The 12573-nt window shown below is 67.3% G+C and carries 12 protein-coding genes; 4 read left to right on the forward strand and 8 right to left on the reverse strand.

All coding sequences use genetic code 11. The features are described 5' to 3' along the window. Nucleotides 1-125: 125 nt before the first annotated feature. Entirely contained in the window at nucleotides 126-1559 is a 1434-nt protein-coding gene (gene gltX, locus WBV89_RS04885) for a glutamate--tRNA ligase (protein WP_423980215.1), read from the reverse strand. A gap of 107 nt (nucleotides 1560-1666) precedes the next feature. Between gltX and WBV89_RS04890 the strand changes: the two genes are divergently transcribed. Continuing rightward, nucleotides 1667-2035 (forward strand): DUF2237 family protein, encoded by a 369-nt coding sequence (locus WBV89_RS04890; RefSeq protein WP_423980216.1) that lies wholly within the window; start codon nucleotides 1667-1669, stop codon nucleotides 2033-2035. Between the two features lie 47 nt (nucleotides 2036-2082). On the opposite strand, the gene WBV89_RS04895 is transcribed toward WBV89_RS04890, so the two are convergent. Beyond that, nucleotides 2083-2475 (reverse strand): cobalamin B12-binding domain-containing protein, encoded by a 393-nt coding sequence (locus WBV89_RS04895; protein WP_423980217.1) that lies wholly within the window; start codon nucleotides 2473-2475, stop codon nucleotides 2083-2085. A gap of 57 nt (nucleotides 2476-2532) precedes the next feature. Further along, entirely contained in the window at nucleotides 2533-3417 is an 885-nt protein-coding gene (locus WBV89_RS04900) for a 3-hydroxybutyryl-CoA dehydrogenase (RefSeq protein WP_423980218.1), read from the reverse strand. Nucleotides 3418-3502: 85 nt separating this feature from the next. Between WBV89_RS04900 and WBV89_RS04905 the strand changes: the two genes are divergently transcribed. Next, nucleotides 3503-5119 (forward strand): alkaline phosphatase D family protein, encoded by a 1617-nt coding sequence (locus WBV89_RS04905; protein WP_423980219.1) that lies wholly within the window; start codon nucleotides 3503-3505, stop codon nucleotides 5117-5119. A gap of 46 nt (nucleotides 5120-5165) precedes the next feature. On the opposite strand, the gene WBV89_RS04910 is transcribed toward WBV89_RS04905, so the two are convergent. The 4 genes from WBV89_RS04910 to WBV89_RS04925 all read right to left on the reverse strand — a co-directional run bounded on the left by WBV89_RS04910 (nucleotide 5166) and on the right by WBV89_RS04925 (nucleotide 10220). Next, entirely contained in the window at nucleotides 5166-6584 is a 1419-nt protein-coding gene (locus WBV89_RS04910; RefSeq protein ID WP_423980220.1) for an aldehyde dehydrogenase family protein, read from the reverse strand. Between the two features lie 149 nt (nucleotides 6585-6733). Beyond that, entirely contained in the window at nucleotides 6734-7777 is a 1044-nt protein-coding gene (locus tag WBV89_RS04915; protein WP_423980221.1) for a phosphotransferase family protein, read from the reverse strand. A 69-nt stretch (nucleotides 7778-7846) separates the two neighbouring features. After that, nucleotides 7847-9391 (reverse strand): glucose-6-phosphate isomerase, encoded by a 1545-nt coding sequence (pgi, locus tag WBV89_RS04920; protein WP_423980222.1) that lies wholly within the window; start codon nucleotides 9389-9391, stop codon nucleotides 7847-7849. Nucleotides 9392-9449: 58 nt separating this feature from the next. Beyond that, nucleotides 9450-10220 (reverse strand): 6-phosphogluconolactonase, encoded by a 771-nt coding sequence (locus WBV89_RS04925; RefSeq protein WP_423980223.1) that lies wholly within the window; start codon nucleotides 10218-10220, stop codon nucleotides 9450-9452. 48 nt (nucleotides 10221-10268) lie between these two features. On the opposite strand from WBV89_RS04925, the gene rarD reads away from it, so the two are divergent. After that, nucleotides 10269-11273, forward strand: coding sequence for an EamA family transporter RarD (rarD, locus tag WBV89_RS04930; RefSeq protein ID WP_423980224.1), 1005 nt, complete (start codon nucleotides 10269-10271; stop codon nucleotides 11271-11273). Between the two features lie 11 nt (nucleotides 11274-11284). Continuing rightward, complete coding sequence (locus tag WBV89_RS04935) at nucleotides 11285-11569, forward strand: hypothetical protein (RefSeq protein ID WP_423980225.1); 285 nt, start codon at nucleotides 11285-11287, stop codon at nucleotides 11567-11569. A 48-nt stretch (nucleotides 11570-11617) separates the two neighbouring features. On the opposite strand, the gene WBV89_RS04940 is transcribed toward WBV89_RS04935, so the two are convergent. After that, a complete protein-coding gene (locus WBV89_RS04940) occupies nucleotides 11618-12463 on the reverse strand; it encodes an enoyl-CoA hydratase-related protein (protein ID WP_423980226.1) in 846 nt (281 codons plus the stop codon). Nucleotides 12464-12573: the final 110 nt, after the last annotated feature.

Below are 12573 nucleotides of genomic sequence, written 5' to 3' on the forward strand. Positions count from 1 at the left end.
ACGTCGCGATGATCGGTCGCTGCGGCGCCACCGGCGTGGTGTCTCCGGGCGCGAGTGCCGCCCCCGACTCACCCTCGACCGGCCCCGCCGACTCGAACTCCGGTCGACCGGTCCCCGACATGGTCTCAGTCTGTCGCGGCGTCGGACCGCAGAATCGTCGCGGCCACCTGGAGTCGGCGCACGGTCTCGGCCTGGCCCAGCACCTCGAGGGCCTCGAACAACGGTGGGCCGACCGATCGACCGGTGACGGCGACCCGCGGCAACGCCTGCGCCTTGCCGAGCTTGATCTCGTACCGGCCCATCAGGTCTTCCATCGTCGTCTTCAACACGTCGGTCGACCAGCTGTCGGTGTCCAACGACCCGTACGCCTCGATGACGTCGGACAGCAATGCGGCGGACCATTCCGGCTTCGTCGCCTTGTCCCAGGACGCAGCGTCGATCTCGGGGTCGGTACCGTCGGGAAGGAACAGGAAGTCGACCACTCCCGGCGCATCCCCCAACCGTTCGAGCCGTTCGACGATGTGCGGAGCGATCGCCGCGAATCGGGCGCGGTCCCACCCGTCCGGGAGTTCGGAATCGACGGCGTCGAGGAACGCTGCGATCGGCATGTTCTTGATGTACTGCTTGTTGAAGGCGACGAGCTTCTTGACGTCGAAGAACGCCGGCGACAACGTGACGTCCTCGAGCCGGAACTCGTCTTCCAGCTCGCTCCACGTGAAGATTTCGCTGCCGAGCTCTTCGGACCGTGGCGGCGTCCAGCCGAGCGTCATCAGGTAGTTGACCATCGCGTCGGCCAGGATGCCCTCGTCCCGATACGACTCGAGGGCCACCTTGTCGCGCCGCTTCGACAGCTTCTTGCGCTGCTCGTTGACAAGCACCGGAACGTGGGCCCAGCGCGGTGCGTCGTGCCCCAGCGCCTCCCACAGCATCTGCTGCTTCGGCGTGTTCGGAAGGTGCTCCTCGGCACGCACGACGTCGGAGATCTGCATCTCGATGTCGTCGACCACATTCGCGAGGAGAAACATCGGGGTCCCGTTGCCGCGCAGCAGCACGAAGTCCTCGATCGTCGAGTTGTCGAAGTCGACGTCGCCGCGCACCGCGTCACGCACGACGGTATGGCCCTCGGGAACCCGGAATCGCAACACCCGCCCCGGGCCCGCTTCGAGTCCACGGTCTCGCGAGTAGCCGTCGTATCCGGTGATCCCGAGTTCCTTCGCCCGGTCCTGCACCTGCTGCCCGGTCAGGTCGCAGTAGTAGGCAGCACCTGATTCGTGCAACCGCTGGGCGGCGGCCACGTGAGCATCCGCATGACCGCTCTGGAAGTGCGGGCCCTCGAAGTGAGGATCGTCGGCCGAGATCCCGATCCACGCGAGCGCGTCGATGATCCCCTCCGTCCACTCGGGGCGGTTGCGCGCCTCGTCGGTGTCCTCGATCCGGAGCACGAACGTTCCGCCGAGGCGGCGCGCGAGCGCCCAGTTGTGGAGCGCGGTCCTGGCCCCGCCCACGTGGAACGAGCCGGTGGGCGACGGGGCGAATCGGAAGCGGGGTCCTGAACTCATCTCGACGAGCACGCTACCGATCAACCGAGATCCCGCCGCCCGATGGGTCACAACGTCGGCGTCACCGCCGCGTTGCCAACGGTCCCCGAATACCGCACACTGGACAGATGGGGCAGCTCAACGTTCTCGGCGGCGACCTCCAGCCCTGCTCCACCGATCCGGTCACCGGGTTCCATCGCAACGGCTGTTGCGAGAACCGTGGCGACGACCCCGGCATGCACACCGTCTGCGGACGGATCACCGACGAGTTCCTCGAGTTCTCGAAGGCACACGGGAACGATCTGTCGACCCCGATGCCCGAGTACGGGTTCGCCGGGCTGAAGCCGGGAGACCAGTGGTGCGTGTGCGCCGACCGGTGGAAAGAAGCATTCGAAGCGGGTCAGGCGTGTGACGTGGTGCTCGAGTCGACACACATGTCGACCCTCGAATACGTCGACCTCGCCGACCTCCGCGCACACGCCGCCCCGCCGGACTGACCCACCGGTTCGGCCCTCCGGCCGGGCGGCCGAACGCCCATCGTCGGTCAGCTCTCGGCGATGGCCTCGCGGACGGCATCGGCGACCTGATCGGCGGTCGCGCCGGGTGTCAGGATCTTCGCGACTCCCAGCGCCATCAGTGGCTCGACATCGACGTCGGGCACGATCCCACCGACGATGACGGGGATGTCCACGCCGCGCTCGCGGACCTTCTCGACGACCAGCGGCGCCAGGGTCATGTGGGCGCCCGACAGCATCGACAGACCGATCGCGTCGACGTCCTCGTCGACGGCCGCTGCCGCGACGGTGTCCGGTGTCTGGAACAGCCCGGTGTAGATCACTTCGAAACCTGCATCGCGCAGGATCCGCGCGACGACCTTCACGCCGCGATCGTGGCCGTCGAGGCCGACCTTCGCGACCAGAATGCGTTCACCGGCCATGTGGGTTGCTCCCTGTCATCGTCATCACCGAGATCGTCATCGTGGTTCCGTTCCTTGTCATCGGGCCGAGTAATCGTAGAAGCCGCGCCCGGTCTTACGACCCAGCAGTCCGGCCTCGACCATCCGGGAGAGCATCGCCGGGGACGCGTACAGCGGCTCCTTGAACTCGGAGTACATCGACTCGGCGACCGCCTGGGTCGTGTCGAGTCCGATCAGGTCTGCGAGCGCGAGCGGCCCCATCGGATGGTTGCAGCCTTCGACCATCCCGTGGTCGATGTCCTCGGCGGTGGCGAACCCGGACTCCATCATCCGAATGGCGGAGAGGATGTACGGGATCAGGAGTGCGTTCACGACGAAACCGGCGCGGTCCTGACTGCGGATCACGATCTTCGTCAGCGCATTCTCGGCGAACGACTCGGCGCGAGCGACCGTCTCGTCCGAGGTCATCAGGCTGGTCACCAGCTCGACCAGCTTCAGCACGGGAACCGGGTTGAAGAAGTGGATCCCGACCACGTTCTCCGGTCGCTGCGTGGCGACTCCGAGCTTCATGATCGGAATCGAGCTCGTGTTGCTCGCCAGGATCGCGTCCGGGGATTCGACGACGCGGTCGAGCGTGCGGAAGACCTCGCTCTTGAGCGTCTCCTCCTCGATCACGGCCTCGATCACGAGCTGACGGTCGGCCATGTCGCCGAGATCGGTGGTGAAATCGAGACGGGCGACGGTCTCGTCGCGCTGCTGCTCGGTCATCTTGTCCCGCGCGACGGCCTTGTCGAACGAGCCGAGCAGACGGGACCGGCCGCGCTCGGCGGAGGCAGCGTCGATCTCCTGGATCATCACGTGCATCCCGGCACGGGCGCACACCTCGGCGATCCCGGCGCCCATCTGCCCGCACCCGACAACTCCGACGCGTTCGATGGGGGCGGAAGTGGTGTCCGTGGTCATGCACGGAACGTACCCCCCGCCGCCGACAGCGAACGAAGTATGTGACACTCGAGACGTGGGCATCTCGCGACGACGGTTCCTCGCCATGTCCGCGACATTCACGGTCGGCGCCTGTTCGAGCAGCGGACGCGAGGCATCCTCACCGTCGGGAAGCGGATCAGAGATCGCAGGCACTTCCCCGTCGAAGCCGTCGACCGTCGACGCTCCGCAGAGGACCACGATCCCGGTCGTCGACGAAACCGATCCGGGCCAGACCGAGACGACCGAGGCACCGGTCACGACCGCCGAGTCGCTGATGTTGGGCACCGATCCGTTCGTGTTCGGCGTCGCCTCGGGCGACCCCGACGACGCATCGGTCGTCTTGTGGACCCGGCTGAGCGACACGGTGGCCGAGCTCGACCTGCCGGACGGCGACATCCCGGTCGACTGGCGCTTCATCGGCGACAGCGGCGTCGAGGTCGGCGGGACGGCGGTGACCAACGCCGATGTCGGCTACTCGCTCCACGTCGTGGCATCGACGCGTGAGCCGGGCTCGTTCGCATTCGCGGTCGGCGGCTTCAATTCCCCCACCGGGCGAACCGCTCCGATCGATCCGTTCGCGAGCGAGTTCCGAATCGCTGCGTGCAGCTGCCAGAACTACCAGACCGGCCACTACGCAGCTCACCGCGACATCGCCGCCTGGCAACCCGACCTCGTCGTGTGGCTGGGCGACTTCATCTACGAGAGCGACCTCATCGCTCCCGACAACCCCCGCAGGGTGCGCGGCCACGAAGGTGGGGTGCCGGCCGACCTCGCCGCCTATCGGGCGCGCTACGCCACGTACCTCGGCGACCCCCAACTCCAGGCGAGTCGGGCCGCCGCACCCTGGCTCGCGATCTGGGACGACCACGAGGTCGAGAACGACTATGCGGGTCGTGTCTCCCAGAACGAGGGCGAGGATCCCGCGGTGTTCGCCGAACGGCGAGCACAGGCCTATCAGGCCTGGTGGGAGAACACCCCGACCCGTCTGGGCCCTCCGTCGGCGCGCACGAGCATCGACGAGCCGTACGTGATCAGCCGCGGGATCGACGTCGGCGACCTGGTCCGCATCTCGGCGCTCGACGGCCGCCAGTTCCGCAGCGCGCCGGTCAGCCGGGCGGTCCTCGACCCGGGACCTCCGGCGGCCGGGTGGGACGATCCACAACGCACGATGCTCGGCACCGACCAGGAAGCCTGGGTCGCCGAGCGGTTCCGAACCTCGTCGACCGTCTGGAACTGTCTCGCGAACCAGACCGTGCTCTGCGACACGCGCCTCGCGACGGGCGCGATCCTCGGCTACGACCAGTGGGACGGCTATCACCCTGCTCGGGAGCGGCTCCTGGCCGACCCCCCGCCGAACCTCGTGACCATGACCGGTGACATCCACCTGGCGATGGTCGGCCAGCTCGGCCCGATCGGCGCACCGGTCGGGATCGAGTTCGTGAACACGGCGATCTCGTCGCCACCCAACGTCGATCCGACGCTGACCGACGCGTTCCTCACGATCCCGTCGGTCGTCGACGCGAACCTGCTCGAGCGTGGCTACACGCGCCACACCGTCACGCCCGACTCGTGGACCGCCGAATACCGCCAGGTGACCGACGTCTCGAACCCCGAATCACTCGTGACGACGTGGAACACGTTCCGGGTCGACCCCGGCGTCCCCGCGGTCACCGCGATCTGACCCGGCGTTACGCAACGGGTCTGACCCGTTACGTAACGCCGGGGGCTCAGAGCTGGAGGGACTTGGTCTCGAGGAACTCCTCGATGCCGTACACGCCATTCTCGCGGCCGTAGCCGGACTGCTTGTACCCACCGAACGGTGCGGCGATGTTGAATCCGCCACCGTTCACGTCGACCGCACCTGTGCGCATCCGCCGGGCGACGGCGATCGCACGATCCTTGTCACCCGACCACACGCCGCCCGACAGGCCGTACAGGCTGTCGTTGGCGATCCGCACGGCATCGTCATCATCGTCGTAACCGATGATCGACAGCACCGGACCGAAGATCTCCTCCTGGGCAACCGTCATGTCGTTGGTGACGTTGGCGAGCACCGTGGGCTTCACGAAGTAGCCGGTCTCGTGGCCCTCCGGCTTGCCGAGTCCGCCGGCCGCAACCGAGGCGCCTTCGTCGATGCCCTTCTGGATGTAGCCCTGCACGCGGTCCCACTGGGCCTGGCTGATCAGCGGTCCGAGGTGCATCCCCTCCTCGGTCGGCGAGCCGACCTGGGTCTGCTCGGCGGCCGCTGCGGCGATCCCGACGGCCTCGTCGTAGCGGCTGTTCGGCACGAGCATGCGGGTGTGGGCGGTGCACGTCTGGCCGGAGTTCAGGTAGCAGGCGAACAGGCCCTTCGGGATGACGGTCTCGAAGTCGGCGTCGTCGAGGACGATGTTCGCCGACTTGCCCCCGAGCTCGAGAGCGACCCGCTTGACGGTCTGCGACGCAACCTCGGCAACGCGCTTGCCGGCGTTGGTCGAGCCGGTGAAGCTCACCATGTCGACGTCGGGGTGAGCGGCGATTGCTTCGCCCACGACCGGTCCGGTGCCGGTGACGAGGTTGAACACGCCGGCGGGAAGGCCCACGTCGTGCATGATCTCGGCGAGGATGAACGCGTTGAGCGGAGCGACCTCGGACGGCTTGAGCACGATCGTGCACCCGGCGGCGAGTGCGCCACCGACCTTGCAGATGATCTGGTGCAGCGGGTAGTTCCACGGGGTGATCGCCCCGACGACACCGACGGGCTCCTTCACGACGAGGCTGTTGCCGATCTCCTCCTCGAACTCGAACGTGTCGAGCAGCGTGGCGAAGGTCTGCATGTTGCCCGCGGGCAGGCCGGCCTGGATCATCGTCGACCAGGTGATCGGCATCCCGACCTCACCGGCGATCGTCGACGCGATGTCGGCCGATCGAGCCTGCAGCGCCTCGTTCAGACGCACCAGGTACTTCTGGCGCTCCTCCACCGGTGTGACGGACCAGCTCCCGAACGCCGCCTTGGCTGCGGCGACGGCCTTGTCGACGTCGCTCGCGGTGCCCTCGGGAATCGAGCCCATGACCTGTTCGGTCCCGGCGTTGATGACCTCGATCGTTCCTTCGCCGTCGGACGGCACCCAGGCGCCGTCAATGTAGATGTTGCTGTAGTCAGACATGACATCAGCCTCGCAGACACACCGGCACCATGCCGAACCCGGCGACCCCTTCCGGTGAGAGTCGGGGCGACCCGTGCGTCTCACATCTCACCGGAAGTTGGCCCGGCCTCGTTGCGGTGAGAGTCGGGGCGACCCCCTCGTCTCACATCTCACCCGTCGAGGTGTTGGCCGGCGAGGTCGATGGTCGTGAGGATGCGGTCGAACAGACCGGGCATGTCGATGCCATCGGTCGACTTCATCCCGAGCTTGTAGCGGGCGTAGACGCCGTGGACGATGCACGCCGTCTTGAACGAGTTGAACGCGCGGTAGTACCCGAGATTCGAGAGATCGGCTCCGGTGCGGTCCGCGTAGTACCCGATCAGGTCCTCGCGCGAAGAGAAGCCGGGCAGTGCGGTCGGGGCGGTGGCAGCCGCAGTCGGTCCGTCGCTCGGCTCGGCCCACGCGTTGAGCGCGTAGGCGAAGTCGGCGAGCGGGTCGCCGAGCGTGCCGATCTCCCAGTCGAGGACGGCGACGACCACACCCGATTCGTCGACCATCACGTTGTGGACCCCGTAGTCGCCGTGCACCACGCGAGCAGGACCCTGCTCCGGGATCTCGGCCACCAACCGCTCGTACAGATCGTGGACTCGGGCGTCGTCGTACTCGGCGGCTTCCGCCGAGGCGGTCCAGGACCCGTACCACGTCCGCAACTGTCGGGCGATGTACCCGTCGTGCCGGCCGAGATCATCGAGTCCCACCTCGGACGGATCGATCGAGTGCAGATGAGCGAGGACGGACATGAACGACTCGCCGACCCCGGCCCGGGCGGTCGGCGTGAGCCGGGGAGCTGTCTGTTCGGCGGTGTACAGCGCCTCGCCGCCGACCTTGCCCATCACGTAGAAGTGGCGCTCGCACACGTCGCGGTCATCGCAGAATCCGATCGGCTCGGCCACCGGCACACCCACGGGATGCAGCGCGGCGATGATCCGGTACTCGCGGAGCATGTCGTGTGCCTTCGGCAACAGCTTGCCCTGTGGCGGCCGCCGGATCACATACTGCTCGCCGGCCGCATCGGTCAGCTCATACGTCAGGTTGGAGTGTCCGCCCTCCAGTCGGCGCCATCGGCACGGTGGCTCGACGCGCGTCTCCGCCGCGATCCACGACTCGACGATCTCGACGTCGAACCCGACCACTCCCCCATCCTCGGTGCTCATCGCGTCATCCTGCACCCGACCGTGACCGCGACCCAAACCCGCGCGACGAGGCGGGCGAGCCCGACGCCATCACGCTCGGTGACGGCGGTACCAGTCGATCAGCGCATTCGTCGCGCTGTCGTGGCGATCGGGCGTCGGCTCTCCGGTCAGCTCGGGCGTGATCTGATTCGCCAGTTCCTTGCCGAGTTCGACGCCCCACTGGTCGTAGCTGTTGATCCCCCAGATCGTTCCCTGCACGTGGACGATGTGTTCGTACAGGGCGATCAGCTGACCGAGGACCGACGGAGTGAGCCGCTCGGCGAGGATCACGGTGTTCGGGCGATCGCCCTCGAAGTTCCGATGGGGTTCGGCATCGTTCGCACGCCCGAATGCCAGGGCCTCGGATTGGGCGAACAGGTTCGCCATCAGCAGATCCTGGTGTTCCTGGCGCGGGTGGTTCCCGTGCGCGAAGCCGATGAAGTCGCACGGGATGATCCGGGTGCCCTGATGGATCAACTGGTAGAACGCGTGCTGGCCGTTGGTCCCCGGCTCGCCCCAGACGATCGGCCCGGTGTCGTGCTGGACGCGGTTGCCTGCCAGATCGACCGACTTGCCGTTCGATTCCATGTCGAGCTGTTGCAGATACGCCGGGAACCGCGACAGATCGTGTGCGTACGGAAGCACCGCCTTCGTGTCGTAGCCGAGTCCGTTGGCGTACCAGACGCCGATCAACGCCATGATCACCGGCGCGTTCTCGTGGAGCGGCGCGGTCCGGAAGTGCTCGTCGATCAGGTGAAATCCGGCGAGGAACTCACCGAACGCGTCGGGTCCGATCGAGATCATCAACGACAACCCGATGGCGGAGTCGACCGAGTATCGACCACCGACCCAGTCCCAGAACCCGAACATGTTCGCCGTGTCGATCCCGAACTCGGACACCCGCTCGGCGTTGGTCGACACCGCGACGAAATGATCGACGACGGCCGACTCCCCCAACGCTTCGACCAGCCACGTCCGCGCCGTGCGCGCGTTCGTGAGCGTCTCGATCGTGCCGAACGTCTTCGACGCGACGACGAACAACGTCGACGCCGGATCGGACCCGGCGAGGACCGACGCGATGTCCGCCCCGTCGACGTTGGAGACGAACGAGCAACGGATGTCCTCGTGGCGAAACGCGCGCAGCGCCCTGTCGGCCATCGCCGGGCCGAGGTCGGAGCCACCGATCCCGATGTTGACCACGTGTGCGATCCGTCCTTCGGATCGCACCCGATCGGCGAACGCCGCCATCGAGTCGAGCACCTCGTGGACCTCGGGCACCACATCGTGGCCATCGATCGTGAACGTGGCACCCCGCGGCTGTCGCAGCGCGACGTGGCCGACCGCACGATCCTCCGTGACGTTGATGTGCTCGCCCGCGAACATCGCGTCGCGTCGCTGCACGACACCCGACGATTCTGCGATTCCGAGCAACGAGGCCAGGATCGTGTCGTCGACAGCCGCCTTCGACCAATCGATGCGCAGGTCTCCCGCCTGGACGACGTAGCGCTCGGCGCGGGACGGATCTGCTGCGAACAGCTCCCCGAGCGGGGCGGGCCGGTCGAGTTCGGACAACGAGTCGAGACTGAGCGAGTTCATCACCCGCGACCGTACCCATCTCGGCGAGACGCGTTTCGACAGGTCAGGTTCCGGCGAGTCAGGTCCTTGCTTCGCTCGCGTCGGCCGAACGGAGAGCGCCCGCTGCCGCGTGGTCGAGGAACACGATCGTGTCGACTGGTTCGAGCGCAGCCACGGGCAACGTCTCATCGATCCAGCGGTCGCGATGCTGTTCGTGTCCGTCGATCCAGCGACCGACCGCGTCGGCCTTGTTCGCACCGATCACCAGTACGACCCGCACCCCGGCCGCGTTGACCACGTCGACGCCCAACGTCATTCGCCGTCGGCCGTTGAACGCCGAGATCGTGAACACGGCGTCGGTCGTCGTGAGGGTGCGTCCGACATCGGGATGCGGACTCGGCGCCCACGACGCCGTGTGCCCGTCGTCGCCGAGTCCGAGATGCACGACGTCGAATCGAGCCGGCAGTACGGCTGCGTACTCGGCCACCGCCGCCACGTCCTCGGCACCGGCGACAGCACCGGCGTCAGCATCAGCGCCGGCGAGGCGGTTCACCGGCATCGGGTGGACGACACCCGACAGTTCGCTCAGCTGGCCGGCGTTGCGATCGGCGTCACCGTCGGGCGCGATGCGTTCGTCGACCTGCCAGACCCCGATCCGGTCCCACTCGATCGGATCGTGACCACCCGTCGCGGATGCTGCGTCGCGCATCGCGGCGAACAGCGCCGGGGCCGTGCTCCCACCACTCACCGCGAGCGATGCCGAACCGGACTCGTCGATCGCGCGACCGAGGCGGTCGACGATGTACCGCGCCGCATCGCCGGCCGGGTCGGCGGAGACTCGAACGTCCATGAAACCGAACGTACCTCCATCGGGACCGCGGGCATAGGGTTCCCGCCCGTGAGTGTCGATCCCGCCGAGCCCGTGTCTGCCCACGCGCCGGCGAACGTCACGGCCGCTCCCCCGACGGACTCGGCCGATGCCGATGCACAGCTGGCCGTGAGCCGCGGGGTTCGCCGCGGCATCGCCGCCTACACGATCTGGGGACTGCTCACCATCTACTGGAAGCAGCTCAGCGGGTTCGATGCCCTCGAGTTGATCGCGTGGCGGATGCTCTGCGCCGGGATCCTGATGGCCGTGATCGTGACGATCCGCGGATCGTGGCCCCGGTTGCGGGCGGCGTTCTCGGATCGCCGGACGTTGGTCCGACTGATGATCGCTGCCGCGCTGCTGACGGGCAACTGGGGGAGCTACGTCTGGGCGGTGGTCAACGACCGCGTGATCGAAACGGCGCTCGGCTACTTCATCGCCCCGCTCGCCACGATGGCGATCGGTGTCTTCGTACTGCGCGAGCAACCGACGGTGGCGCAGCGCGTCGCCTTCGGCCTCGCCGCCATCGCCGTGGTGATCCTCACGATCGCCAACGGCGCTCCACCCTGGATCGCACTTCTGCTCGCGACCACGTGGAGCCTGTACGGGCTCTCGAAGCGCCGGATCGGGCTCGATGCGATTGACAGTCTCGCCGGCGAGACGTTCGTGCTCCTCCTGCCGTCGATCGTGTTCCTCCTCGTCGTGAGCGGGAGCGACACCAGCGTCGCCTCGACCGCCGACCTCCGCGACTGGGCGTTCGTGCTCGGAACCGGTGCCGTCACCGCGATTCCATTGATGCTGTTCGCCTCGGCCGCACAGTCGATCCCGTTCACGCTGCTCGGTCCACTGAATCTGATCGTGCCCGTGATCAACTTCGGTCTCGGATGGCTGCTGTACGACGAGGCGATGCCCGCGATCCGGGTGATCGGATTCGCGTTCGTGTGGGTCGCGTTGCTGGCCGTGATGTACGACCGGATCCACGGCGGCCCTCGAACAGGTCCCAAAGTCCGATCCCGACGACGACAGAGCCGCTAGTCTCGGCACCCATGCGCCGCCTTCTCCTCGCAACGCCATTGCTCGCTCTGGTCGCCGTCGGTTGCACCGGCACAAGCAGCTACAAGGATCAGACCGAAGACTTCCTCAACGACGACTCGCAGGTCTCGAACGCTGTGGGTGGCGAGGTGTCCGACGCTGAGTGTGTCGAACCCGAGAACACCAACGTCGGAACGACCTACAACTGCACAGCCGAGGTCGAAGGTCTCGGTACCGCGACGTTCGACGTCGAGATCAACGAGAAGGACTCGTTCCTCGTCACGGACTTCACGTTCTGACCTGGGGCCGGGCACTCTCCGCGTGAGCGGCGGGCGGCCCTGACCCGCTCAACTCGACGTGTCGTCGGACTCAGCGGTGCGGTAGTCGCCGAACGTCTCGTCGCGGCTGGATAGCGCCGTGGTGACGCCCTCCGCGAATCGCTGGTGGTATTCGATCGAACTCGGCTGATGGAAGCCGATCGCATTGATGTCGGCGGTGGCGCGCATGCCGTTGCGCATCCCCATCGCTTCCATCGCCCGGTGCACGACACGCTTGTTGAGAGCCTGGAGATCGGCGGGCACCTTGGCCACCCGCTGGGCGACGGCGAGCACCTCGGAGTCGAGGTCGTCGCCCGCGAACGACCGATTTGCGAACCCGGCCTCGACCGCCTCGGTCCCCGACATCGAGTCGCCGGTCAGCATCGCCTCCATCGCGCGTCGCATTCCCATCAGCCAGACGTGCCAGCCCATGTCGGGGCTGCTCATCGAGCGCACAGGCGGATATCCGATCTGAGCGTCCTCGGCGACGTACACGAGGTCGCATGCGGTCGCCAGCTCGGTACCGCCCGCCAGGCAGTAGCCGTGGACCTGCGCGATGATCGGAATACTGAGGTCCATCATCTCGAACCAGCCCTGCAGGACGTGGCGGGCCCAGCCGCCGTCCGCTGAACTGATCGTCCACGGTGGACGTTCGCCCGGGTCCTGCGCCAGGTCGTAGCCCGCCGAGAAGCAAGGGCCGGCACCGCGGATCACGACGACGCGCACGTCACGATCGCGGTCGGCTCGGCGCAACTCGTCGAACAACGCGGAGCGCAGTCCATGGGAGAGCGCGTTGCGCTTGTCCGGTCGGTTGAGGGTGAGTCGCCGGACGTGTTCGGCGGGGTCGTCGATCAGGAGAACCGGCTCGTCGTTCATCGCTCGGACCGTACCGACCGCCACCCGACCGGGGCGACCTGAGCCGGCCCCCCACCCCGAACCGCGCAACGCGTGAGGTCTGTGCGCCGTCCGACCGCACAGACCTCACG

It is taken from the genome of Ilumatobacter sp., from assembly GCF_049588435.1.
Lineage (GTDB): Bacteria > Actinomycetota > Acidimicrobiia > Acidimicrobiales > Ilumatobacteraceae > Ilumatobacter_A.